The 23,950-nt window shown below is 35.2% G+C and carries 24 protein-coding genes and 1 tRNA gene; 17 read left to right on the top strand and 8 right to left on the bottom strand.

Annotated features, from left to right (window positions below; translation table 11 throughout):
* Positions 1-41: 41 nt before the first annotated feature.
* The 9 genes from HCJ45_RS11405 to HCJ45_RS11365 all read left to right on the top strand — a co-directional run bounded on the left by HCJ45_RS11405 (position 42) and on the right by HCJ45_RS11365 (position 10,401).
* Entirely contained in the window at positions 42-1,376 is a 1,335-nt protein-coding gene (locus HCJ45_RS11405; RefSeq protein ID WP_185381305.1) for a DEAD/DEAH box helicase, read from the top strand.
* A 134-nt stretch (positions 1,377-1,510) separates the two neighbouring features.
* The gene (locus tag HCJ45_RS11400; protein WP_187124881.1) at positions 1,511-4,189 is read left to right on the top strand and encodes a sigma-54-dependent transcriptional regulator; all 2,679 of its coding nucleotides are present in this window, start codon (positions 1,511-1,513) and stop codon (positions 4,187-4,189) included.
* A gap of 156 nt (positions 4,190-4,345) precedes the next feature.
* Complete coding sequence (locus tag HCJ45_RS11395; RefSeq protein WP_187124880.1) at positions 4,346-4,678, top strand: PTS sugar transporter subunit IIB; 333 nt, start codon at positions 4,346-4,348, stop codon at positions 4,676-4,678.
* Positions 4,679-4,721: 43 nt separating this feature from the next.
* A complete protein-coding gene (locus HCJ45_RS11390) occupies positions 4,722-5,024 on the top strand; it encodes a PTS sugar transporter subunit IIA (protein WP_185381306.1) in 303 nt (100 codons plus the stop codon).
* A gap of 21 nt (positions 5,025-5,045) precedes the next feature.
* Positions 5,046-6,134 carry a DUF871 domain-containing protein gene (locus HCJ45_RS11385; RefSeq protein ID WP_187124879.1) on the top strand — a complete coding sequence of 363 codons (1,089 nt, stop codon included), beginning with the start codon at positions 5,046-5,048 and terminating at the stop codon, positions 6,132-6,134.
* Positions 6,135-6,485: 351 nt separating this feature from the next.
* On the top strand, positions 6,486-7,160 hold the full coding sequence (locus HCJ45_RS11380) for an SMI1/KNR4 family protein (protein WP_187124878.1): 675 nt from the start codon (positions 6,486-6,488) through the stop codon (positions 7,158-7,160).
* A gap of 23 nt (positions 7,161-7,183) precedes the next feature.
* Complete coding sequence (locus HCJ45_RS11375) at positions 7,184-8,107, top strand: DKNYY domain-containing protein (RefSeq protein ID WP_187124877.1); 924 nt, start codon at positions 7,184-7,186, stop codon at positions 8,105-8,107.
* Positions 8,108-8,141: 34 nt separating this feature from the next.
* Entirely contained in the window at positions 8,142-10,055 is a 1,914-nt protein-coding gene (locus HCJ45_RS11370) for a WG repeat-containing protein (RefSeq protein WP_187124876.1), read from the top strand.
* A gap of 88 nt (positions 10,056-10,143) precedes the next feature.
* Positions 10,144-10,401, top strand: a complete 258-nt coding sequence (locus HCJ45_RS11365) for a hypothetical protein (RefSeq protein WP_343068898.1) — start codon at positions 10,144-10,146, stop codon at positions 10,399-10,401.
* A gap of 41 nt (positions 10,402-10,442) precedes the next feature.
* Here HCJ45_RS11365 and HCJ45_RS11360 read toward each other — a convergent pair.
* From HCJ45_RS11360 to HCJ45_RS11340, 5 genes are all read right to left on the bottom strand, one after another.
* Positions 10,443-10,514 (bottom strand) — tRNA-Arg (locus tag HCJ45_RS11360).
* A gap of 116 nt (positions 10,515-10,630) precedes the next feature.
* The gene (mreBH, locus tag HCJ45_RS11355; RefSeq protein ID WP_185347178.1) at positions 10,631-11,623 is read right to left on the bottom strand and encodes a rod-share determining protein MreBH; all 993 of its coding nucleotides are present in this window, start codon (positions 11,621-11,623) and stop codon (positions 10,631-10,633) included.
* Positions 11,624-11,900: 277 nt separating this feature from the next.
* The gene (locus HCJ45_RS11350; RefSeq protein WP_187124875.1) at positions 11,901-13,157 is read right to left on the bottom strand and encodes an MDR family MFS transporter; all 1,257 of its coding nucleotides are present in this window, start codon (positions 13,155-13,157) and stop codon (positions 11,901-11,903) included.
* A gap of 103 nt (positions 13,158-13,260) precedes the next feature.
* Positions 13,261-14,493 (bottom strand): aminopeptidase, encoded by a 1,233-nt coding sequence (locus HCJ45_RS11345; protein ID WP_185347174.1) that lies wholly within the window; start codon positions 14,491-14,493, stop codon positions 13,261-13,263.
* 124 nt (positions 14,494-14,617) lie between these two features.
* Positions 14,618-15,064 (bottom strand): flavodoxin, encoded by a 447-nt coding sequence (locus tag HCJ45_RS11340; RefSeq protein ID WP_187124874.1) that lies wholly within the window; start codon positions 15,062-15,064, stop codon positions 14,618-14,620.
* A 188-nt stretch (positions 15,065-15,252) separates the two neighbouring features.
* Here HCJ45_RS11340 and map point away from each other — a divergent pair, with 188 nt between their 5' ends.
* Both map and HCJ45_RS11330 read left to right on the top strand, forming a co-directional pair.
* The gene (gene map, locus HCJ45_RS11335) at positions 15,253-16,011 is read left to right on the top strand and encodes a type I methionyl aminopeptidase (RefSeq protein WP_185347171.1); all 759 of its coding nucleotides are present in this window, start codon (positions 15,253-15,255) and stop codon (positions 16,009-16,011) included.
* Between the two features lie 113 nt (positions 16,012-16,124).
* The gene (locus tag HCJ45_RS11330; RefSeq protein ID WP_187124873.1) at positions 16,125-16,931 is read left to right on the top strand and encodes an AAC(3) family N-acetyltransferase; all 807 of its coding nucleotides are present in this window, start codon (positions 16,125-16,127) and stop codon (positions 16,929-16,931) included.
* Between the two features lie 20 nt (positions 16,932-16,951).
* Here HCJ45_RS11330 and HCJ45_RS11325 read toward each other — a convergent pair whose 3' ends face one another.
* Complete coding sequence (locus tag HCJ45_RS11325) at positions 16,952-17,173, bottom strand: DUF1128 domain-containing protein (RefSeq protein ID WP_185347167.1); 222 nt, start codon at positions 17,171-17,173, stop codon at positions 16,952-16,954.
* Between the two features lie 88 nt (positions 17,174-17,261).
* On the opposite strand from HCJ45_RS11325, the gene HCJ45_RS11320 reads away from it, so the two are divergent.
* The gene (locus tag HCJ45_RS11320; protein ID WP_185347165.1) at positions 17,262-18,131 is read left to right on the top strand and encodes a YihY/virulence factor BrkB family protein; all 870 of its coding nucleotides are present in this window, start codon (positions 17,262-17,264) and stop codon (positions 18,129-18,131) included.
* Between the two features lie 25 nt (positions 18,132-18,156).
* Here HCJ45_RS11320 and HCJ45_RS11315 read toward each other — a convergent pair whose 3' ends face one another.
* Positions 18,157-18,801, bottom strand: a complete 645-nt coding sequence (locus HCJ45_RS11315) for a deoxynucleoside kinase (protein ID WP_187124872.1) — start codon at positions 18,799-18,801, stop codon at positions 18,157-18,159.
* A gap of 106 nt (positions 18,802-18,907) precedes the next feature.
* Between HCJ45_RS11315 and HCJ45_RS11310 the strand changes: the two genes are divergently transcribed.
* From HCJ45_RS11310 to HCJ45_RS11295, 4 genes are all read left to right on the top strand, one after another.
* Entirely contained in the window at positions 18,908-19,288 is a 381-nt protein-coding gene (locus HCJ45_RS11310; protein WP_187124871.1) for an OsmC family protein, read from the top strand.
* A gap of 64 nt (positions 19,289-19,352) precedes the next feature.
* Positions 19,353-20,732 (top strand): 23S rRNA (uracil(1939)-C(5))-methyltransferase RlmD, encoded by a 1,380-nt coding sequence (gene rlmD, locus HCJ45_RS11305; protein WP_185398168.1) that lies wholly within the window; start codon positions 19,353-19,355, stop codon positions 20,730-20,732.
* 17 nt (positions 20,733-20,749) lie between these two features.
* Positions 20,750-21,148 (top strand): FosX/FosE/FosI family fosfomycin resistance hydrolase, encoded by a 399-nt coding sequence (gene fosX, locus HCJ45_RS11300; RefSeq protein ID WP_187124870.1) that lies wholly within the window; start codon positions 20,750-20,752, stop codon positions 21,146-21,148.
* Between the two features lie 336 nt (positions 21,149-21,484).
* On the top strand, positions 21,485-22,033 hold the full coding sequence (locus HCJ45_RS11295) for a GNAT family N-acetyltransferase (protein ID WP_187124869.1): 549 nt from the start codon (positions 21,485-21,487) through the stop codon (positions 22,031-22,033).
* Between the two features lie 53 nt (positions 22,034-22,086).
* Here HCJ45_RS11295 and HCJ45_RS11290 read toward each other — a convergent pair whose 3' ends face one another.
* Complete coding sequence (locus HCJ45_RS11290; RefSeq protein ID WP_187124868.1) at positions 22,087-23,052, bottom strand: cation diffusion facilitator family transporter; 966 nt, start codon at positions 23,050-23,052, stop codon at positions 22,087-22,089.
* Between the two features lie 205 nt (positions 23,053-23,257).
* On the opposite strand from HCJ45_RS11290, the gene HCJ45_RS11285 reads away from it, so the two are divergent.
* Positions 23,258-23,932 carry a VanZ family protein gene (locus HCJ45_RS11285; protein WP_185347155.1) on the top strand — a complete coding sequence of 225 codons (675 nt, stop codon included), beginning with the start codon at positions 23,258-23,260 and terminating at the stop codon, positions 23,930-23,932.
* Positions 23,933-23,950 lie beyond the last annotated feature (18 nt).

Below are 23,950 nucleotides of genomic sequence, written 5' to 3'. Positions count from 1 at the left end.
CGTGGTATGATACAAGGAAGAACGAATAAAGGAGTCCGATCATGATAGAATCAAAAATCCCAAGCTTTTGGGCGGAAAAATGGCAAGAACATGGCTATGAAACACCAACAGAAATTCAACAAGCGATGTATCAGCCAATCAAAGACGGCGCAGATGTTTTAGCGGTGTCACCAACTGGAACAGGGAAAACGGTAGCCTATGCACTACCAACCTTGGAAAAAATTGAAGCCACCCCACACATACAGTGGTTAGTTTTAGCGCCATCTCATGAACTTGTAATGCAAATCACAGAGGTAATTCGCTCGTGGTTACCAAATGAAGATTTAACTGTAGTGTCGTTAATCGGTGGAGCGAATGTAAAACGTCAAATTGAAAAACTAAAGAAAAAACCACAAATAATCGTTGCTTCTCCAGGACGCGCATTAGAATTAATCAAACAAAAGAAAATTAAAATGCATGAAATCAAAACAATTACCTTGGATGAATGTGATCAGTTACTTCGCCAAGAAAACTATAAAAGTACACTTGAAATCGTTGAAAGTGCTGTACGTGATCGTCAACTCACGCTTGTTTCTGCTACAAAGTTAGAAAATCCAGAAACATTTTTCACGCAAACAGAGCAAGAGCCAGTTGTACTTGAAGTGACTGCAAAACCCGAGGAATTAACAAACGTCGAACATCTTTATATGGATGTAGAGTCACGCGATAAAGCAACTCTTTTACGCCGGATTTCGCATATTAAAGACATGCGTGCACTTGTTTTCGTAAAAGACAAACCGAGAATGGAGATTTTACTAGAAAAGCTACATTTTGACAAAGTAAAAGCTGCGGGTGTTCACGGCGAAATTCGGAAAGAAAAGCGTAAAAAATATCTTGATGATTTCAAAAAAGGGACATTAACCTATTTAATCGTGACAGATGTTGCAGCTCGGGGCTTAGATATTGAAGATTTACCATATGTTATTCACTATGATTTGGCAGTGAGTGAGAAAGAATATACGCATCGTTCTGGACGTACTGGACGAATGGGTAAATCTGGGACGGTCATTACTTTTGCTAATCCTCGTGAAATACGCACATTAAAACAATATTTAACTATCCACAATCTAAAAGGAAAGCAAGTTAGATTTTACCAAGGAAAGCTGCTTGACGGGGCAGTGCCAGAAAATAAAATCGCCAAAAAAGCGACACGCCCGCCTAAACAAGTCCGCAATGAAAAAACCAGCAGTTCTTCAGCAAAATCTGCGTATAAAGGAAAAACAACTAAAAATACGAAGCCAGCATCGAAAGAAAAATCGACTCATTCATTCCAAGCAAAACGAAATAATACAACCAATAAAACAAAAAAGAAACCAACTAATTTTAAAAAGTTTTAACTGTGCAGAATATCTTTCTCTCTTTACTATGAGAAAGATATTCGCTCTTTTTTTACGTTTGGTTTTTATCGTTGCGAGGATGCTATTTAAAAAGGTATAATGAAAATATATAGTTTTAAAAAGGAGTAGAGTAGATGTCTAGTAGAAAAGAAGAAGTCCTCCAACTTCTAAAGAAAAAAGAAGAAAAAGTATCTGCAGCAGATGTTGCAGAATTGCTTCAAATGGACCGAGCAAACGCTAGTCGTTATCTAAATGATCTTTTTAAAGAAAATAGGATTGATAAACTTTCAGGGAAACCAGTTTTTTATCAAGCTTTAAAATCTACTACCAAAACGGCACAACCAATCATCGCACATGCAGAAACCGCTTTTGGACGTTTAATTGGTTCAGAGGATAGTTTGAAAGTAAGTATCCAACAAGCTAAAGCAGCCATTCTTTATCCACCTAATGGTTTGCATAGCTTGATTTTAGGACGGACTGGGACTGGGAAATCTCTTTTTGCTGAATGTATGTATCAATTTGCCAAAGAGTCGGAAACAATTCCAGCAAACGCTCCTTTTATATCGTTTAACTGTGCAGATTATGCGCAAAATCCACAACTTCTCTTCGGTCATATTTTCGGGGTAATTAAAGGTGCTTACACAGGCGCAGAAGAAACGCGAGAAGGTTTACTAAAAAAAGCAGATGGTGGAATTTTATTTTTAGATGAAATTCATCGTTTGCCTCCTGAAGGTCAAGAAATGCTCTTTACATTTATTGATAAAGGAGAATTTCGGCCCCTTGGAGAAAGCGCTAACGTTCACCATGCGCAAGTGCAAATTATTGGTGCAACAACAGAATCTCCTGATAATTTCTTGTTAGAAACTTTTACAAGACGTATTCCAATGACGATAACATTACCTGCACTCGCTGAACGTAATTTGGAAGAGCGTTATCAATTAGTTGAATTTTTCTTAAATCAAGAAGCAATCCGACTACATCAATCAATTCGAGTACATCGAAAAGCACTCATCGCCTTTTTGCTGTACCATGCTAGTGCCAATGTTGGACAACTTCAACGCGATTTAAAACTTGCCTGTGCAAAAGCCTTTTTACATTATAAAACCAAAACAGCGAACTATATCTTGATTGAACAAGATGATTTACCGATCCATGTTCAAAAAGGGCTGCTACATCTTAAAGACGAACCAGAAAAATTAAATCGCCTTATTGATGTAAACAAAGCTATTTTTAAATTCGTTGATACAAGTGATCCAACTGCAAAAGTAGAAGATGTTCATGACGTTTATCACGCTATTCAAGAAAAAGCCGATCAACTAATGAAAGAAGGTAAAGATCAAAGTGAGTTAGAAGAAGCGCTTTATGTCGATGTAGATCAATATTTTCACGATTATATGGTTCAGCTTCCAACTCATCAAACAGCGAAAGAAATTATCGATCCAGCAGTTTGGGAATTAACGGAAAAAGTCTATGCAATGGCAGAAGAAAAGCTCAATCGTAAATACAACGAAAAAATGAAATTCGCTTTTTCATTACATTTACAAAGTACAATTGAACGTGTTCGTGAGCAAAAACATATTATTCACCCGGATTTAAATAATATTCGGAAAAAGTATCCAAAAGAGTTCCAGGTTGCGATTGATTTATCCGCACTGATTGAACAAGAGTTACGTATTGAAATTCCCTTTGATGAAATCGGCTTTTTAACAATGTTTCTTACTGAAGAAGTAGTGGATACGGCACTTTCACAAGAACTCCAAGTCGAAGTGATTGTAATGATGCATGGCCGCTCTACTGCAACGAGTATGGTAGAAACAGTGCAGGAATTATTAAGTATTGATAGTGGTGTTGCACTCGATATGCCGCTATCCGTAGAAGTAAAAGCAATGTATGAAAAATTAAAACAAATGGTAATCAAACTAAATCCTGTGAAAGGTGTATTATTACTTTCAGATATGGGTTCGTTAACTTCTTTTGGAAATATGTTAACAGAAGAACTTGGCATACGGACTAAAACCGTTACAATGGTAAGTACTCCGGTTGTTTTAGAAGCAATGCGTAAAGCTTCACTTGGTCGAGGCTTAGAAGATATTTATCAAAGCTGCGAGCAATTATTTGAAAATAAATATAAAGCGCATGTTTTACGTGCCAAACCTGTCAAAAATGCAGTTATTTTCACTTGTTTCACAGGAGAAGGTGTGGCAGAACAACTCCGCAAAGTCGTCGCGCCAATAATTGATGAAACAAAAATTGAAATTATCGTTTTACAATTTTTGCATAAAGAAGCATTTCGTGAGCGAATCGATCAACTGATGGAAGAATATAATATTTTGGCAATTATGGGATCTGTTGCTTTTGAATACCGGGATATTCCGTTCTTTAGCGCATTAGAAGTATTATCAGAAGGTGGACTTGGAATTGTATCACGGATTTTAAATGATGAAGTTCCTTATGAAAAACTTATAACTTCATTGGAAGGGAATTTACAAGCAGTAAGCTCTGCGGAACAGCTAGTTTATTTCCTAAGAAAAGTAATCTCAGAACTGCAATTGCAACTAAATGTTATTTTGGAATCAGGTGTAGATATTGGAATGATTCTCCATCTTGCTTTCCTTATTGAACGAGTAAAACTTGGTGCAGTTGACCGTGAATTTCCCGATTTAAACGAATTTGCAAAGAATCATATGGTAGAAATGCAAATTACGCAACAAATGATGGAAAACGTTGAGATTGAATATGATATCGTCATCCCACAATCAGAAATTGCATATTTAACACAGATGATGCTCTCCAATCAGGTGGAAGGGAACTAGAAATAATCCCCTGCCAAGTGTGTATTGTCTTACACACTTGGCTTTTTTACTTGTGTAAAGACGAATGTAGCAAAGAAGCAAACAAAAAACAGAAAAGTTGGCATATATCTTGCATATTATAATAGCGTGCAGCTTTTCAAACTAGGAGGATTAATTATGAAAAACATCATGTTAGTTTGTTCGGCCGGTATGTCCACAAGCCTTCTCGTTAAAAAAATGACAGAAGCTATCGAAAAAAAACAAGTAGATGCCACTGTAATCGCGGTAGCAGAAGCGGATTTTGATAAATATAGAAACAATGTAGATGTCGTTTTATTGGCACCGCAAGTCCGTTTTCTTGAGAAGAACTTAAAACGCGTACTGGACCCAATCGGGATACCAGTTTCAATCATTAATGGTATTGATTACGGGACAATGGACGGGGAAAAAGTGTTAAATGATGCACTAACAATGATCAACCAACGACTTCAAGATGAAAATGCTGAGTAGGAACAATGGTAAGTTTGATAAATGAAAAAAGGATGTGTAAATAATGGAATTAGAACAAACAATTATGCAATTAATCGTACACGGGGGAAACGCTAAAAGTGATGCTATGCTTGCAATCGAAGCAGCAAAAAAAGGTGACTTTGAAACAGCAGATGAACAAATTAAAAATGCCGAGGCAGCTTTACTTGAAGCTCATCATTCGCAGACTTCTTTAATTCAAGGAGAAGCACGTGGGGAAAAAGCAGAAGTATCATTACTATTAGTTCATGCACAAGACCATTTAATGAATGCAATTACTTTTAAAGATTTAGCAAAAGAAATTGTTGATTTATACCGTTCTAAATAAGTTTTCGAAGGGATGATTTAAATGAGAAAATTAGGAATATCTGTCTTTCCACAACATGTATCACTTGAAGCATCATTAGAATACATTGAAACAGCAGCAAAATATGGTTTTAGTCGTATTTTTACTTGTTTGATTTCTGCCAATGATGAAGCAGAATTTGCTAAGTTAGAAACCATTTGCAAACGTGCAAAAGAACTAGGTTTTGATGTTATTGCGGATGTTGATCCAACTGTTTTTGAATCTTTAAATATCACTTATAAAGAATTAGATCGCTTTAAAGAACTTGGGCTTGCTGGCTTACGTCTTGATTTAGGTTTTTCTGGGTCAGAAGAGGCAGCAATGTCATTCGATGATACAGACCTGAAAATTGAGTTAAATATTAGTAACGGAACTCGTTATGTAGAAAATATTTTATCTTATCAAGCGAATGTAGGGAATATTATTGGTTGTCACAACTTCTATCCAAGAAAATACACTGGTCTTTCTAGAGAACATTTCTTGCGTACGAGTAAGCAATTTAAAGATTTAAACTTGCGGACAGCAGCTTTTGTTTCTTCTAACAGTGGCGAATTTGGTCCTTGGTTTGTTGTTGACGGCGGACTTCCAACTATGGAAGAACACCGTGGCATGGATATTACTGTTCAAGCGAAAGACTTATGGAACACAGGTTTAATTGATGATGTAATTATTGGTAATATGTTTGCTTCTGAAGATGAGTTACGTGCTTTAAGCGAACTAAACCGTAATGAATTACAATTAGCAGTAGAATTTTTAGATGGAGCAACAGATGTGGAAAAAGAAATTGTTTTAACCCAAAAGCACTTCAATCGTGGGGATGCATCTGCATATGTGCTTCGTTCGACCATGACGCGGGTGAATTTCAAACAATATAGTTTTGAGCCACATGATACGGAAACCATTGCCAAAGGAGACGTAACCATTGATAATAACGGTTACGAACGCTACAAAGGCGAAATGCAAGTTGCACTTCAGGAAATGGAAAACTCGGGAAACACCAATATTGTTGCTCGAATTGTTCCCGAAGAACGCTACTTACTCGACACCATCTTACCGTGGCAACACTTTAGATTAGTTGAGAAAACAAAATAATAATACAAAAGGCGTCTGCAATCACATTTGTAAAGTGTGTTGTAGATGTCTTTTTTTGTAAAAATTAGTATTTCCATCACTTTCTATACTAGATTAATAGTGTGAATTAATGGCGATAATATTCATTAATTGTAAGTTGAGTGATTATAGTCATAAATTTGACATATCAACAAAACGAACTTTAAAATGCGCTGTTATAGTATTTTTCTTTTATAAAAACTAATGAAGCAATTAACTAAATTTAAGTAAAGTTTCTTTTTTTCTCTCTTTTTCTTATTCTCTATGTGTTTAATACAGATAAAGTATGTTAAGGTAAAATCGAACAAAAAATTTCAAAGGAGCTTATCAACTGTGGAGTTAACTAAGTTGCTAGAAGCGTATAATCAATTAATTGAAAGTAAAACAAAAATAGGTAACAATATTTATGGCAAAGAGATGAAATGGTATTATGCGCCACATTTAATTTTAGGAAGGGGAGCAAGTATAGAGGACATTGAACGAATAAAACAGCATATGGTAATAGAGCTTCCAGAAGAGCTAATCGAATTCTATCAAAAATATGCTTATCTCACCTATGATCCTCTACAAAAGTTATTAACACAGCACAAATTTACACTCTTTTCACCTAACGAAATAATAGAAAAAATAACAGCAGAAGACTATTATAGCAGGTGTCAATCACTTGGACTTGTAGATATGATTAAGTATTCTTGGGATAATGAACGACCTGAATGTGATGAAATGTCTTCCATACTTCGCGAAAAAATCAATAATCAATTTAAGGTTATTGGTTGGTATGAAAAGCATGATGAAAATGAAAACTATTATATTTATATGGATGAATGTTCTAAATTTGGCGTGCTTTACTACCATCAAGATGATTTTGAAGGTTTAGAAGAAAGATTAATTAAAATGTTAGAGCAAAGCCAAGCGAATAAAAATTTAGAGGATATTATATGTTATGCTCTAAACGACTTAGCAGAAGACATTAAAGAAAATGGCGAAAAGTGGTTAAATGATAACTGAATTGTGAATGAAAGGTGAACAAGATGAACCAAACTTTAATACAACCAAAAGTAACCTTATTATTTGGGGAATGGGCTGCGGCAAGCTTATTTCTAAATGCAGGCAATGATATAACACAAATTACTAATATGCTTGGAATTAGTTTAGCTGACTGGAATTACTTTAGCTCAAACTATTGTTGGTTTCAAGAGTTAAATCACCAAAGATTTATTTCTGTATTTGGTGAACGTACTAATCGTGATTACTGCTTAAATACACGTCAAGATTTTATCGAGACTTATTTTGAGCAAGAATATCATGAACTTATCGGACCAAACCCAACCGTTTCATCCTTAGCCAAGCAAGTATTAGCACAAGTATTTCAGAAACCATATATAGGTGTTTTTAAGAAATCTGATTGGAAAGCACATTATATTGGCAGGCATCCCTATCTATTATTATCTTTGTATTGCCATGACGAAATAAATGTTTATTTAAACGCAAAACCATTATCTGATAAAAAAGCAAGACCAATTGAGATAGCTGATCCATTTTCATGGAAACTTTTATCTGCACACTATCTGACAGATGGAAGTAAACTATATTGTGAAGCATCTATAGGTTCAAAACATCAGTATAAACCCAGTTTCACTTATTTGAAAAAGGCAGATTTTTATTCCTTCAAAACGGTTGGAGAAAACTTTGCTTGTGATAAAGAGGCAATATACTATAAAACGAATCGTCGTATAATTAGCCCATCATCACTCCATTTAAAAATATACAATAAAAAGAGCATTAATATATACGGAAAAGTAAATGAAAACGAGAGTGACTACGCATCTGACCTTGATTACGTATATTTTCAAGGGAAAATAATAAGTGAACATCCAGACAAGTTTGCTCAAATTGATACCAGTGATTACTTTAGTGATGGAACGTCAACATTTTATCGTGGTAAGGAAATATAAACTACATTAATAAGTCAGCAGAAGGGACTAAATTATGAATGATATAACAGCAAAAGAACTAGAGCAACATGGCTATAAAAATGTAACAGATGGTAATGAGAACTATATTTTTGCACAGGATAAAAATAAATTATGGGCTATTTTTAATGATAACGGGGAGCAATTAACCGAATTCCTTTATAAAGAAATACTTCCTTATGATCAAGGAAATGCTATTGCCTGTGTGGACCCTGAGAAACTAAGTAATAAAGTGTGGGTATTAGATATAAGAAATGGGACTTATACAGAAGAACAATCAAAAATATACGCTGCAGAAATAATAAACTATAAAGGTGATCGCAATACAAATGTTTATTGTATTTTAGATAAAATGGGAGCAGTCATCGGCAATTGTTATTTTAATGAGATAAGTCCAAGAAGAGCAGAAGATGGTGTCATCATTACGCATTCCTGTAATTCTGATAAAGGATGCTTCACATTAGATGGTGTTTTTATTAAACCAGATGAATTAAAAGTAAGTAAAATCGGCATATTTAAAGATGGCTATGCTAAAACCACCACTTCGCGAAGGAAAAATGGATTGATTAGTTTGAAAGGTGAAAAACTTATTGAACCAAAAGATATTCTTTCTGACTTTAAGAATGGCTATGCAGTCTATTTGGATCAAGAAACAGATGAAAGTGGTTGTATTGATCAAGCAGGTGTGAAGTATACAATTAAATATAATCAAGCAAGCAATAGATATTTATATAGTGATGAAGCTGGAAATTTAGCATCTACCCCAGAACCAGCACAACTAAGAGAGCTAATTGAAGATAGCTTTGGTGTAGATAAAGCAGATTCTAGTATAATTGTTGATGGAAAAGGACATGTATTAATTGATAATGATTACCAAGAAACTTCACCATGCTTTTTCGGAGGTATCGCTTTCGTTAAAAAAAATAATCGATGGGGATTTGTTAATCGTAAAGGCGAAGAGCTAACTGAAATGAAATATAAGCACATTGGATTTATTTCTAAGGGATACGGACAAGCTAGTAATGAGGATGAAATAATTTTGGTCGGAACACAAGGTATTATTGCCCAAAGTAAAAAAGGGTGGTTTGGCTATAATAATCGCCGAAAAGATCCAGAAACAGGAAAATTAAGACAATCTTGTGGTGGTAATTTTTGGTATTATATAGAATCTAATAGTTTAGTTTTAGAAGATGAACTAGATGAATCAGTGATGACGAAAGATTTGGAATTTAGTCAAATAAAAACATTAGCAGACGGGACAAAGTGCTTTATGACAGGCAAAAAAACTGCTGTTGATTTGAACGGTCGTCTTTTAAAAGAGGTTATTTTACCTGAAAAATCAGTGACCATTCCAAAACTTACCAAGAAAACAAATAGCATTATTCAAGATTTAGAGCAAAACTATTTGGAACAACCCTTGCCAGCATTACTAAAAGAAATAATTCGTTATGATGATTGGATGAATGAAAGTCAAATTAGCCTTGGCTTCAGTATTTTCCAAACTTCCAAAGAGGCTAAAGAGTGGTTTCAATCTAGTCAGAATAAGTTCTATCCATTCGCTAGAGCAGATGGAACAGGCAGTATATATGCATTTTTCGTAGAAGCGGAACAAACATTGGAACATTGCCCAATTGTTTTCTTTGGTAGTGAAGGAGAAATTAATTTAGTTGCTTCTAATTTTACCGAATTTCTGCAATTATTAAGTATTGGAGTAGAGCCAATGGGGTCGTATAGTGAGTTACTAAGTTTTTATTTGGATGAAAACGATAGCTTTATTCCTGATTACCAAGCCGCGTTTATTGAATGGTTAAAATACCACCAGATTAAACCCATAACAAGCAATTATGAAAAAATAGCAGATACTATTATTAAGAAAGCACATAAGACTTATTTTGAGAAAATGGAAGTTTGCCTAGCTAAGTTAGATTAGTTGGTATATAATTTGTATTGAAAATAAGATGGAAAGTTATCACCAGTAGATTTTGATAGCGGAGACTAGTTGGAAGGGGAAATAAATAGTGAGTACTAAAAATACAATTTCTGCCTTTTTAAGTAAGGATAATATGTCAGAATGTCTAGCTCAAAAAATCGTTACTAATTTGAAAGATAAAGAAATGGCGAAAATGGTTTTTAATTTAAGCCAATTGAATTTTAATTTTTTTAAAAAAGAAGTTGTACTAACTTATTATGTGATGGATAAAAGTTATCCTGATGTAATATTATCGTTTGTAGAATTAATTCAGCTATTGAAGCGCACCAAGTTTTATAAAAATTGATCCATAAAAAAAGGCAAATCTTTTTTTAGATTTGCAGCTTATGTCCCCTGCAGGAATCGAACCTGCACTTAATCCTTAGGAGGGATTCGTAATATCCGTTTTACTAAGGGGACTTGGATGAAATTTTTATGTGCACAACAGATGTAATTTTACCAGAAATACGCCATTTGGGCAAGATAAAGAAGCAGTTGGAACCACATTTATATGGAACCAACTGCTTCTTTATTAATTAATTTTTTGTTAATTTATCTGCAAAGACAAGTGACTTACCTGTCCCGATAGCAACTGATTCAAGGGGACTCGGAGCCATATGTACAGGAACATCAATTTCTTCAACAAGCCAGTCGCGGAAGCCTTGTAGCAATGATCCACCACCGCTTAAAATAATTCCACGATCCACAATATCTCCACTTAATTCAGGCGGACACATTTCAAGTGTATTTCGAATAGCTTCGAGAACGCGGAGTAATGTTTCTGAAAGGGCGCTTTGGATTTCGACTGAGCTTACTTCCACTGTTTTTGGCAAGCCAGTAAGTAAATCACGGCCACGAATTTCAGCTGTTTTTGTTACATGTTCAATGGGCGCATAACCAAGCTCCATTTTAATGCGTTCGGCAGTTGTTTGCCCAATTAAAAGATTATAGTTCTTACGGATATACTGGATGATTTCTTCGTCCATATGATCGCCACCAGTACGAATGGATGTACTAGAAACAACGCCACCATAAGAAATAATCGCAATTTCGCTAGTACCACCACCGATGTCAACAATCACATTGGCAACCGGTTCTGACACAGGTAAATCAGCACCAATTGCAGCCGCAACCGGTTCTTCAATTAAAACAACAGAACGTGCACCAGTAGACTTAACAGCATCAGAAATTGCTCGACGTTCTACCGATGTAGCGCCAGTTGGTGTACAAACCACCACATTTGGTTTTTTAACACCACTAGCAGAAATTCTCCGCATGATTTCCCGAAGTAAGCCACTAGTTAAATCAAAATCAGCAATTACGCCATCTTTCATTGGACGAATGGCAGAAATGGAAGTTGGCGTTTTTCCAATCATTTCTTTTGCCTCATGACCAATTGCCAAAACCGAACCATTATCTGTATTTAGCGCGACAACAGATGGTTCATTCAAAATAATACCTTTGTCTTTGCTGTAGACTAAAATATTTGCAGTGCCTAAATCAATTCCAATAGTTGTTATTCCAAACATTTTTACACCTAACTTTCTTTATATAAATAACAAGCCAATTCTAGGTGTACAAGTAACAGTATAGTCTTTTTTCCTCTAATATACCTTGTTTAAACAAATATGACATGAAAAGGTAATTTAAACACCTGAAAATAGCCGTTTCCACGCGTTTTCGTAAATAAAACGTAAAAAACGTAATCAAATAAAGCAAAAACTATAGAAAGCAAGGGTTAACCTTTTTCTATAGTTTTTGCTTTTTATTTATTAATTAAATGACACTGGGTCAAAAAAATCAAAACTATACTTGGCGCTGTTTCTCAAATTCTGCATACATATAATAATAAATCAGCCCACTAATCAAAGCTAAAATACCAATGCCAACAAAAGTAGCTGTATAACCAATTAGAGCCGCCAATGTAATGGCAAGTGGTGCAATAACTTTACCAAGAGTATAACGAAGTCCAGCTGCCGAGAAATACATTGCCCGTTTATCTTCTGGAGCAAGTTGCGAGACAAAGTTTTGTTGTAAACCAACCGTCATAAGTTCCGCAAAACTAAAGAGTATAATCGCACAAATCGCTCCCCAAGGTCCAGTCGAAATGCCAAATAGGAAAATCGCAATTCCGTAAAGAAAAGAAGAATTCATAAAAACAAATTTTTCTCTAAAATGGCTCATCCAACGAGTGACAACGACTGTTAGTGCAGCAACAAAGAATCCATTGATGGAAACGATAACACCAAACAGCTGCTCACCGGTAAAATGGAAGGAGAAAAGGTCGGATGCACCAATAACTTCTTTAATATAAAGCGGGAAGAGTAGATCCAGTTGCATAAACGACTGAGAAATAATAATACCAGCAACAATGTATAAAAAGAAAATCCTATCTTTAAAAATAACTTTATAATTTTTCAATTGTTCGATTAAAACTGTGCCAATATTTTTTCGCATCGCATCTTTTTTTAGCGCTGGATTAATGACTAATGGCGCAGTTTCATGACCAAATTTTTGTAATAAGAATAGCAATAATAAATCAGCACATACAATAGCAAGTAATGTTTCGGTCGTAAAATTATAAAACAAAACAGAACCAAGAATTGGACCAATTACAACCGCAATATTGACCATCATATAAAAGACAGAATAAATATGTGTCCGATGTTCTGGTGGAACAACATCGGCAATCATTGCTTGACTTGCGGGTTGATAAAATGCCATAAAAATACTTGCAATCGTAAACCCAGCAAAACTTAAGTAAGGCGAATCAACTATATGAAGCGCGCCAATCGCAAATACAAGAAAGCCTAATCCTTCGCCGATAACAGAAATACTCATCATTCGTTTTCGTCCAAAATTATCTGCAAAGTAGCCACCAAGAAGAGCAGTGAAAACAGCCAAAATTTGCGAAACAATTAATAATATACTGGTAAGTTCGCGCCCAATACTTTCTGAAAAATAAATCGTTAAAAAGGGGAAGACCATCCAAAAAGAAATATCGAGTAGTGCTTCCCCAAAGAGCCTTACTTTCAAATTGATGTCCCATGTTTTAAATTTCATCTAAATGCACCACACTTTCTATCATAAAAATTAACAAACGAAAACCCTTGAAAGCATAATGCTACAAGGGTTTTACGCAAAAGGTATAAGTTTTAAAAAAGGTTTAGAATGCCCAATCACCATTACGGAAAACAGGAACAACTTCACCAGTTTCGGTTACACCATCGATGTCCATTTTGGAAGAACCAATCATAAAGTCAACGTGGGTTAAGCTATTGTTAACACCAGCTGCTTCTAATTCTTCACGAGACATTTCTTCGCCACCTTTAACATTAAATGCATACGCACTTCCGATTGCTAAGTGGTTAGATGCATTTTCATCAAATAGAGTGTTATAGAACAAAATGCCAGATTGGGAGATTGGAGAAGGGTCTGGAACTAATGCTACTTCTCCTAAATAATGGGAACCTTCATCAGTAGCGATTAAATCTTTTAAAATTTCTTCGCCAGACTCAGCTTCTGCTCCAACAATACGACCTTTTTCGAAAGTGATTTTAAAGTTGTCAATAATATTTCCTGCATAACTAAGTGGTTTTGTACTAGAAACATAGCCTTCCACTTTTAATTTATCCGCACAACAGAATACTTCTTCTGTTGGCATATTTGCCATAAATTCATGTCCTTTTTTATTCTTACTACCAGCGCCAACCCAAAGATGGTTTTTTGGAAGACCAATGGTAAGGTCAGTTCCAGGAGCTGTATAATGTAAAGAAGTAAATTGTTTTTCATTTAAACTATCTGCTTTTGCAGCCAATGTTTGATCATGGTTTTTCCACGTTTCTACGGGATTATCAGTATTAATTCTTGTTGTTTCAAAAATCGCTTCCCAAAGTGTTGCCATTTGTTCTTCTGGTGTTAAATCTGGGAAAACTTTTGCCGCCCAACCTTGTGATGCAGCTGCAACAACCGTCCAACTTACCACATTAGCTTGCATTAACTCGCGAAACTCACTCATTGCGCCGCCCATTGTTTTTTGGAAGGTAGAGATTTTGTTGCTATCAATACCATTAAGTAAATCAGGATCGTCAGAAGTAATGGAAATAAAACAAGCTCCTTCTTTAGCGAGTTCTGTTTTTTCAGCAACACGATGTATTGGTGCACTTTCAAAAACGCGTAGTGGTGCATGTTTATAACGTAAAGCGCCAAGTTCTTCATCGCGCCAATCTATTATTACATCCTCTGCGCCAGCTTCAAAAGCAAACTTAGAAATAAGTCTAACAAATGGAGCTGCATCAACTGGAGCCATAATTACCACTTTCTGTTCTGGTTGTACATTTACACCAACCTTCACAATCAATTCCGCATACTTTTCTAACTTTTCACTAAATACTGTCATAATTAATCACTCCAATCTTTTTATTCAATATGGAAATTGTATCCTAATTAAAGGGGTAAAGCAACCATTGTACGGTGCTTTTGTTAAATAAAAACAAGCATCCTAGAGAATGCTTGTTTGCAAATTAGCCTTTTAATGTATCAACAAATGTTTTTGCGTAACTTTCAGCGCGAACAACATCTTCTTCGTCAGGATCAAGATCTACTTTTAAACCAGCAACTGGAACGGTAGCACCTTGTTCTTTTAGACGAGTCTCAATTAGATCAACGGTTAAACAATATTCATCATAAAAAGTATCGCCGGAACCGAATGATGCGCATACTTTGCCGCTAAAATCGACATCAGCCATATCTTCATAAAAATCAACAAATTCATCTGGCAGTTGACCATCATCGTACGTATAGCCACCAATTAACGCACCATCATACTCCAGTAAATCTTCTGGATCAACTGAGATACATTCTTCAATTTCAACTTCAATATCGTATTTTTCCAATTCTTCTCCTAGAATATCGGCAATTTCTTGTGTGTTACCAGTCATGCTGGCATAAACGATCATTACTTTTGTCATTTTGCATCACCATTTTCTGAAAATTTTATTGTTTAAAATGGCACAAGCCAGTTCACCATTTTTTAACTGATACATTCTATTATAAATGTCTTCAGAAAAACTGCAACCTTTTTTCCAGATTACTTTATTTCTAAGGGTTTTCGGGCTATAATAGTAGATAGTGGAAATTTTAGGAGGGAAATAACGAAATGATTACACTTAAATCGAGACGCGAAATAGATGAAATGAAAGAAGCAGGGAAAATTTTAGCCAATACACATAAAGAAATAAAAAAAATCATTAAACCTGGAATTACTACTTGGGATTTAGAAGTTTTTACAGAAGAATATTTACGTAAAAATGGCGCAACTCCTGAGCAAAAGGGTTTTGAAGGATATGAATATGCCATTTGTGCAAGCATCAATGATGAAATTTGTCATGGTTTCCCGCGCAAACAAAAACTAAATGAAGGCGATATTGTAACAGTAGACATGGTCGTCAATTATCACGGGGCGCTAGCTGATTCTGCTTGGACGTATGCTGTAGGTGAAATTCCGGACGATGTAAAACATTTAATGGATGTAACACATAAAGCTCTCTATTTAGGAATTGAGCAAGCAAAAGTTGGATCAAGAATTGGCGATATTGGTCATGCGATTCAAACTTATGTAGAAGCTGAAAATCTTGCTGTTGTTCGTGAATTTATCGGTCATGGTGTGGGACCAACTTTACACGAAAAACCAGATGTACCTCATTTTGGAGCAGCAGGAAAAGGACCACGTTTAAAAGAAGGCATGGTTATTACTATTGAACCAATGGTGAATATGGGTGCATGGAAAGCAAAAATGGATGATAATGGTTGGACTGCTAGAACAGTTGATGGCTCGCTTTCCGCTCAATATGAACATACGCTTGCCATTACAAAAGATGGCCCAGAAATTTTAACTTACCAAGGTGAAAATGATTAATTAATTGAATGACCAGATGCCTAAAAAAGCCGCAAGTGAATTCACGTGTTAGAGTTCTACTTCGCTAGTTTTATTTAAAGCATCTGGTTTTATTTTTTAGGTGGTGAAAGCTTATGGGAGAAAAAATGGCTATTTGGCGAACAAAAAAGCCATACACAGTGAAAAAAATTGTATCAGACCTAGAAAAAGCTGGAATAGAGAAGGGTGATACAGTTATTTTCCATGCCTCCATGTCAAAAGCGCACTGGATTTGTGGTGGAGCAGTTGCGGTTATTTTGGCACTTCAAGAAACAATTGGTGAAAATGGAAATATAGTAATGCCAGCGCAAACAGGACAACTAACGGATCCTGCTAAATGGGAGAATCCGCCAGTGCCAGAAAGTTGGTGGAAAACTATTCGTTCGGAAACACCACCTTTTGACCCACTTGTAACTCCTACAAGAGGGATGGGAGTTATCGCGGAAACCTTTCGATCAATGCCAGGAGTAGAGCGAAGTTTTCATCCGTATCACTCTTTTTGCGCTTGGGGTAAAGATAAAGAAGTGATACTACATAATCAGCCACTTGCAAAAAGCTTAGGTGATGAGTCGCCACTAGGAAAATTATATAAACTTTCAGCAAAAATAATTTTGTTTGGTGTGGATAATAACAATAATACATCGCTACATTTGGCAGAAGAACGTTCTAACTCGTTTCCACTTGTAGAAAATCAAGCTGCTTTTTTAGAAGAAGGTGAAATAACCTGGAAAAAATATCAAGAAATTGAATATGATAGTGAGGCTTTTATTGCATTAGGTCGTGCATATGAAAGAAAAGTGGATTTCCATCCGACAACTGTTTCAGGAGCACCAACTAAAATTTATGATATGCGCGAATTAATTGATTTTGGAGTGAATTATTTCCAAACAAAAAACCACTAAAAAGTGGCTCCAGTTTTTTATTATTTTCTAATCCGGCGAAGTTCTTCTGCAAATAGCTGCATTTCGCGAGTACTAAAGGTTGATTTACGTTTAATTAGCTGATAAATTTCAATAAGTGCGTTATAATCAACAGAGTCAAGTTGGATATTTTCAAATACGCCAACATTTACCATTTTTAATTTAGTCGTAATTTCGGTTAACATAAAATTCAAGTTTTCCTGTGAAGGGGTTTCAAGATTCATCTTTTTGCTCCTTTCAAACTAATAGACAAAATTTTACCATAATAGTTGGAAAACTTCCAGATGAATGACTAGGGAAGGAGTGCTATACGTGTGGAAGAAAACAGTCAAATTTGTAAAGCAAAGTAGTATTTTTCAAGTTGGAAAAACAATTAGTGTTCGCGTAGGGCGAAATGACGTATCTGGAAATGCAGCACAACTAGCTTATTATATGTTATTTTCCATCTTTCCAATGATGCTAATTGCCGCAACACTGCTTGCTTATATGCATATTGACAAAGATTCTGTTTTTAATATGTTAAAAGAATTTGCACCAGAGCAGATTTTAGACTTTTTAGAAGAAAATTTAAATAACCTATTAACCCAGAAAAACGGGGGCTTGCTTTCTATTGGGATTATTGCAACTTTGTGGTCAGCTTCTAATGGAATGAATGCCGTAATGAAAGCACTAAACAAAGCATATGGAGTAACAAATAAACGTAATTATGTGGTACAACGTTTATTATCGATGTTCTTCACACTTATGATGCTTGCAACGGTTGGCGCTACTTTATTATTAATTGTCTTTGGGCAACAAATTGGATTATTTTTAATTAACCATTTAAATTTCTCAGAAGACTTTCTTAGTTTCTGGAATAATCTTCGGTGGACTGTTACGTTAATTGTTATTTTTGTAGTATTTACCTTTTTATATTGGGTCGCACCTAACAGACGTAGTACCTTATTAAGTATATTTCCGGGGGCAGTTTTTTCCACTATCGGCTGGACGGTTGCATCAATTGGATTTGCTTACTATGTCAATAATTTTGGTAATTATTCCGCAACATATGGGAGTATTGGTGTGATTATTATACTGATGTTATGGTTTTATTTAACAGGAATTATTTTAATGGTAGGCGGAGAACTTAATGCAACGCTTGCAATTAGGAAGAAGAAAAAGCAATTAGGAGAAATAAATTAAAACGCTAAAACAGACTCATCCTGTTTTAGCGTTTTAATTTATCGTGGATTAGTTGCATTACTAGTTTTGCCTCTGCTGGTTTATTAATATCCACTTCATCAATATTAATGACAAGCGTAGCACTTTTATCGTATGACTCAAACCAGCTGTCATAGCGACTATGCAGGTGTTTGTAATAATCAAGTAGCCCTGGGTTATCTTGAATTTGCTCATAAGGACGTCCGCGCAAAGAAATTCGTTTTAAAACAGTATCTAGACTGCCACGTAAATAAATCAACAAATCAGGCGCTTTTTTTGGCATAAACTCTAGCTCTTCCATCATGTTATCAAGTAAATCAAGGTAAGTATCCATTTCCGGTTCAGAAATATTCCCTTCCTCATAATTTATTTGCGTGAAAAGGGCATCTTCATAAATGCTTCGATCCAGCACATTGTTTTGATCAGTCAACGCAGCTTTTATACTTCGAAAGCGTGTATTTAAAAAGTAAATTTGCAACGCGAAGGCCCATCTTTTAGGGTCTGCATAAAACAGTTCTAAAATTCGATTATCTTGAATGCTTTCATAAAATGCTTTTGTCCCAAGTTCTTTAGCAATTAGTTCAGTATAGCTACTTTTTCCAGCACCAATCATTCCAGCTAAAACAATCACGTTTTTTTCTACTCCTTTCATCACGAGAGTAGCCTCCTTTTTTGGCCGACTATTTATTCATTATACTACGAGTTTGCTTAATAAAGAGATTTTTTGTACGATAAAAGAGAAGAAACGAGGGATTAGGATGACCAAACCATTAAAATTAGTGTATACCAAAAATGGATTTGATACAGGGGAATTTTTCATTGATGAAAACTCGACCGATTATTCACCCGCAGACTTAATGCTAATGTCTGTAGCGAGTTGTAGTGCCATTGTATTTCGAAATATTTTACAAAAAAAGCGCATCCATTTCACCGATTTATGGATTGATGCAACGATGAAACGGATACCAGAGGAAGAAAATCGAATTAGTCATATCCAGTTACACTTTAAAATAACCGGTGATAATTTAAACCCAAAAACATTAGAAAAAGCATTAAAACTAACCCCAAAATACTGTTCGATGATCCGTTCCGTAGAAAATAGCATAATTGTCGATGAAAGTCTTGAAATCATGCCATAAACTACTGACAAGTCGATGTTTTTTTGTTAGTATTAATGAAGACTTGGAATGATGGAGGAAAATAATGAATCAAAATCCAGTAGAAGAAGGACAAAAATTCCCACTAACGATTAGACGTATGGGAATCAATGGGGAAGGAATTGGCTACTTTAAAAAAGCAGTTGTATTTGTTCCTGGCGCAATTACCGGAGAAGAGGTAGTTGTAGAAGCCGTCAAAGTACGTGATCGTTTTACCGAAGCAAAAATCAACAAAATCCGTAAGAAATCCCCAAACCGAGTTACCGCACCATGCCCAGTATATGAAGCGTGTGGTGGATGTCAGCTGCAACATGTGGCATATAATGCTCAACTTGAATTAAAACGAGATATTGTTATTCAATCAATTGAAAAACATACAAAAATAAATCCGCAAAAATTAAATATCCGCGCCACAATTGGTATGGAAGATCCATGGCGTTACCGCAATAAAAGCCAGTTCCAAACACGTTTAGTTGGTAGTGGTCAAGTGGAGACGGGATTATTTGGAGTAAATTCACATCAATTAGTACCAATTGAAGATTGTATTGTTCAACAACCAGCAACTATTAAAGTAACGAATTTTGTCCGTGATTTGCTTGAAAAATATGCCGTTCCGATTTATGACGAAAAAGCTGGCAGTGGGATTGTTCGTACACTTGTCGTTCGAACAGGTGTAAAAACCGGTGAAACCCAATTAGTCTTTATTACAAATAGTAAAAAATTACCTAAAAAACGGGAAATCCTCGCAGAAATCGAAGCAGCGTTACCAGAAGTAACCTCCATAATGCAAAATGTGAATCAAGCCAAATCATCTATTATATTTGGCGAAGAAACCTTCCTTTTAGCAGGAAAAGAAAGTATCCATGAAAAATTAATGGAACTAGAATTTAATTTATCTGCACGTGCCTTTTTCCAATTAAATCCGTTCCAAACCGAACGACTTTATCAAGAAGTAGAAAAAGCGCTCGTACTTACAGGTAGTGAAACTCTAGTCGATGCTTACTGTGGAGTTGGAACTATCGGCCAAACATTTGCCTCGAAAGTAAAAGAAGTTCGCGGCATGGATATTATTCCAGAATCAATTGAAGACGCCAAACGAAACGCCGAAAAAAATGGCTTAGAAAATGTCTACTATGAAGTTGGCAAAGCAGAAGATATTTTACCAAAATGGATGAATGAAGGCTTTAAACCAAATGCCGTAATAGTAGATCCACCAAGAAGCGGTTGCGACCAAGGTTTGATTCAATCTTTACTACAAGCAGAAGCAGAACAGTTAGTTTATGTATCTTGTAATCCATCAACACTTGCACGCGATTTGGCATTACTTGCGAAAAAATATCGCGTTCGCTATATCCAACCTGTGGATATGTTCCCGCAAACAGCACATGTGGAAACAGTGGTACTTTTAGAACTTAAAAATAATTAAGTAAATGAGGTGTTTTTTTGGTTGCTGGATTAAGTCATATCACTTTAATTGTACAAGATTTAGAAAAAACAACGACCTTTTTAACAACTATTTTTAATGCCAAAGAAGTTTATGCAAGTGGGGAAAAAACTTTCTCCCTTTCCAAAGAGAAATTCTTTATAATCGCAGAGTTATGGGTATGTATCATGGAAGGGGATTCTTTGCAAGATCGCACATATAATCATATCGCTTTTGAAATTCAAGCTGATGAAATAGCGGAATATCTTCGCAAAATTGAAGCAGTTGGCGCAGAAATAAAACCAGCTCGTGCTCGCGTTCCCGGAGAAGGACAATCAATTTACTTTTATGATTTCGATAATCATTTATTTGAGCTACATGCCGGGACACTGGAGGAAAGACTGCGCCATTATAAATAGGATTCTATAAATTCAAAAGATTTTTGATGAAACAGCGGACGTTGTAGAATATTGATACTAGAGGATTTGGTAGGGCTATTTAACAAATTATAGCGACGGATGTTTAAAGCACAATTGAAAACTAATTTAAAATTAGAACAAACGCCCGCCTAAATAAATAGGTGGGTATTTTTATTTTCATTAGGTTATTTTTTTATCTGTTGTAGAAGTATTAGCCTTTTGGTTCAACGATCATCCTATACTTGTCTAAATAATAAAATAAAAATCAAAAAAGAGTATAACTTGCAATCATTGAAAAACAAATTTATAATTTAGAAAAATACGGGAGGGGTTAGGATGCGGATTACAGGGGAAAGAATTTATCTAAAACCATTTCAACTAACGGATATTGATCAAAAACTAGCATTTCATTTAAAAAATAAAGCATTTTTTGAAAATTATTCAATGGAGCGAGATGAGCGTTTTTATACAATAGAAGAACAACAAGCGCTTATTTTACGTTTAGAAGATTTTGCTGCAAATGATGTGGAATATTACTATGGGATATTTTTAAAAGAGAAGGATGTTTTAATAGGAACAATTAATTTATTTAGTATTTTACGAGAATCTTTGCAATCCGCTTTTATCGGTTATTTTTTAGATAAAGAACATAATGGGAATGGCTACGCGACAGAAGCGGTAAAATTAATGGTTGATTTTGGCTTTGATATTTTAGGACTTCACCGAATTGAAGCAGGAGTCATGCCAAAAAATGAGCGTTCTAAGCAGGTGCTTTTAAAAGCGGGATTTCATTTAGAAGGCTTAGCAATAAAAAACGTTCGGATTAATGGAACCTGGGAGGATCATCAAGTACTAGCCATAATTAACCCAGAAGATTTAAAATAGTAACCAAAAAGCCAAGTGCAGCCTTCAACGGCAACACTTGGCTTTTTTATTTATTAACGACCGTCTCCGTATTCCCAATTTCGAATTGCGTCATCCTCATCAAACGAAATAAGAACATCTGCAACACCGCGTAGTTTACCAATATTATCCTCTAATCGGTCCTTAATATCATCTACTTCAGCTAATGTAAGCATAGGATCTAGCTCAATTTCAACATCCACATGAAATACATCGCCTTCCTTAAGAACGGTTAATACTTGAATATCACGCACATCAGGATCGCTCATCACCAATTGACCAACAGTTAAATGCATACTTTTGTCAGACTCACCAATAACTCCGGCAGCATTATCTAAAAAGACTTTTCCAACAACGATGAACATCATTACACCAATTAGCATGGAAGCAATCCCTTCCGCTTGATGATAAGGTGTGTAATGCGAAATAATCACAGCAATCATTGCCAAAAGCCCGCCACCAGTAGCAACAGAATCTTCAAGAAATACAAGTTTTGTTGCTGCTTTGGCTTTGCTTAGGTTAAGAATACTATCTTTAAATAAGGCAAGTCCTTTTGAATCTAAACCAACATCATGTGTGATTTCACGCATTGCTTTTATAAGAACGGAGAACTCAAGGGCTGTACAAAGCAAAAGAACAATTAAATTTATAAGGAAACCAGTGGAACTACTAGGGTGAATTATATGTGCAAAACCTTCACGAATGGTTTCAAACGCCATAATACCAACAACAATAACGGCTCCTAGTAATACTAAATTGACCATCCGACCAAAACCATGTGGAAAACGTTTTGTTGGTCTTTTTTTGCTTAATGCCGAACCGATAAAAACAAAAAATTGGTTAGCCGCATCACCAAGACTGTGTAAAGTCTCCGCAAACATCGCGATATTACCTGTGAAAAAATAAGTTACACCTTTTATAATCGAAACAATTGTATTAACAAGAGCTGCTGTTAAAGCTGATTTATTACCTTCTTTTAGTAATCCAAATAATTCCTTCATTCTAGTCTCCTCCACGAATATCATTAAGAAATTGTAGCACTTTTTTGCGAAAAGGTAAAATGGGAACTAGTGTACCTTACCTAAGCTTGCAAAAATGTAAGTATATACAGCCTTTCTTTTCATTTTTATATCTGCTAAACTATTACTAGAAGCTCATTTAGAGAGTTTGAAATTATCTTGAAATGGAAGGCGTTGGAATACTCACATGCAAGTCCAAAAATGCCGTTTTTTTGTATTGCTATTGCCTGTGTTATACCTATTATATGGTGTATCCTTGGCACTACAATTTGGAAATAATGCAGATTTAATTAATACAATAGCAAATAGTTGTTTGCTATTTATCGCAACAATCATATTAGCTAAAATGGCAAAATTAAAAAATTGGCTAGACTTTATCTGGTTTTGCGTTTTTATATTATATATTTTTATTTTATTACATCTTGTTGCCTATATCTCTATTGGCGATTTTGTAAATAGTATATATACGGGAAATTTTCATATTCAAAAAGAAATGATTAATTTAATTCCATTTACAACAATCGAAAATACATTTACGCAAACTTTACCAACGATGCCAACTATTATTCAAATTATAGGGAATGTCTTATTATTATCACCGTTATCTTTCTTTTTGCTATACTTTAAGATAACTAATTCTGGATGGAAGGCATTAATGGTAGTCTTTCTAACTTCATGCGGAATTGAGTTGCTGCAATTTATTCAAACAACGATGATTACTGGTTTTGAGGGTATATCGTTACCACCAGACCGCTCAACAGATGTGGATGATATTATTTTAAATACATTAAGTGGTTTAATTGGTATTTTATTTGCCTATATTATTCCGCCGGTAAGAAAACGAATAAATAAACGAAGATGAATGGATTAGTTAAGGAGA

This window comes from Listeria immobilis (assembly GCF_014322845.1).
Lineage (GTDB): Bacteria > Bacillota > Bacilli > Lactobacillales > Listeriaceae > Listeria > Listeria immobilis.
This window is presented reverse-complemented; position numbering and strand designations above follow the sequence as displayed.

Coding starts and splice junctions, on each gene's coding strand:
- HCJ45_RS11345 (WP_185347174.1), bottom strand. CDS start 14,493: ATGACAGTATTTAGTGAAAAGTTAGAAAAGTATGCGGAATTGATTGTG.
- HCJ45_RS11385 (WP_187124879.1), top strand. CDS start 5,046: ATGAGAAAATTAGGAATATCTGTCTTTCCACAACATGTATCACTTGAA.
- HCJ45_RS11350 (WP_187124875.1), bottom strand. CDS start 13,157: ATGAAATTTAAAACATGGGACATCAATTTGAAAGTAAGGCTCTTTGGG.
- HCJ45_RS11375 (WP_187124877.1), top strand. CDS start 7,184: ATGAACCAAACTTTAATACAACCAAAAGTAACCTTATTATTTGGGGAA.
- HCJ45_RS11330 (WP_187124873.1), top strand. CDS start 16,125: ATGGGAGAAAAAATGGCTATTTGGCGAACAAAAAAGCCATACACAGTG.
- rlmD (WP_185398168.1), top strand. CDS start 19,353: ATGAATCAAAATCCAGTAGAAGAAGGACAAAAATTCCCACTAACGATT.
- HCJ45_RS11400 (WP_187124881.1), top strand. CDS start 1,511: ATGTCTAGTAGAAAAGAAGAAGTCCTCCAACTTCTAAAGAAAAAAGAA.
- mreBH (WP_185347178.1), bottom strand. CDS start 11,623: ATGTTTGGAATAACAACTATTGGAATTGATTTAGGCACTGCAAATATT.
- HCJ45_RS11390 (WP_185381306.1), top strand. CDS start 4,722: ATGGAATTAGAACAAACAATTATGCAATTAATCGTACACGGGGGAAAC.
- HCJ45_RS11315 (WP_187124872.1), bottom strand. CDS start 18,801: ATGAAAGGAGTAGAAAAAAACGTGATTGTTTTAGCTGGAATGATTGGT.
- HCJ45_RS11295 (WP_187124869.1), top strand. CDS start 21,485: ATGCGGATTACAGGGGAAAGAATTTATCTAAAACCATTTCAACTAACG.
- HCJ45_RS11405 (WP_185381305.1), top strand. CDS start 42: ATGATAGAATCAAAAATCCCAAGCTTTTGGGCGGAAAAATGGCAAGAA.
- HCJ45_RS11325 (WP_185347167.1), bottom strand. CDS start 17,173: ATGAATCTTGAAACCCCTTCACAGGAAAACTTGAATTTTATGTTAACC.
- HCJ45_RS11340 (WP_187124874.1), bottom strand. CDS start 15,064: ATGACAAAAGTAATGATCGTTTATGCCAGCATGACTGGTAACACACAA.
- HCJ45_RS11310 (WP_187124871.1), top strand. CDS start 18,908: ATGACCAAACCATTAAAATTAGTGTATACCAAAAATGGATTTGATACA.
- HCJ45_RS11395 (WP_187124880.1), top strand. CDS start 4,346: ATGAAAAACATCATGTTAGTTTGTTCGGCCGGTATGTCCACAAGCCTT.
- HCJ45_RS11290 (WP_187124868.1), bottom strand. CDS start 23,052: ATGAAGGAATTATTTGGATTACTAAAAGAAGGTAATAAATCAGCTTTA.
- HCJ45_RS11370 (WP_187124876.1), top strand. CDS start 8,142: ATGAATGATATAACAGCAAAAGAACTAGAGCAACATGGCTATAAAAAT.
- HCJ45_RS11285 (WP_185347155.1), top strand. CDS start 23,258: ATGCAAGTCCAAAAATGCCGTTTTTTTGTATTGCTATTGCCTGTGTTA.
- map (WP_185347171.1), top strand. CDS start 15,253: ATGATTACACTTAAATCGAGACGCGAAATAGATGAAATGAAAGAAGCA.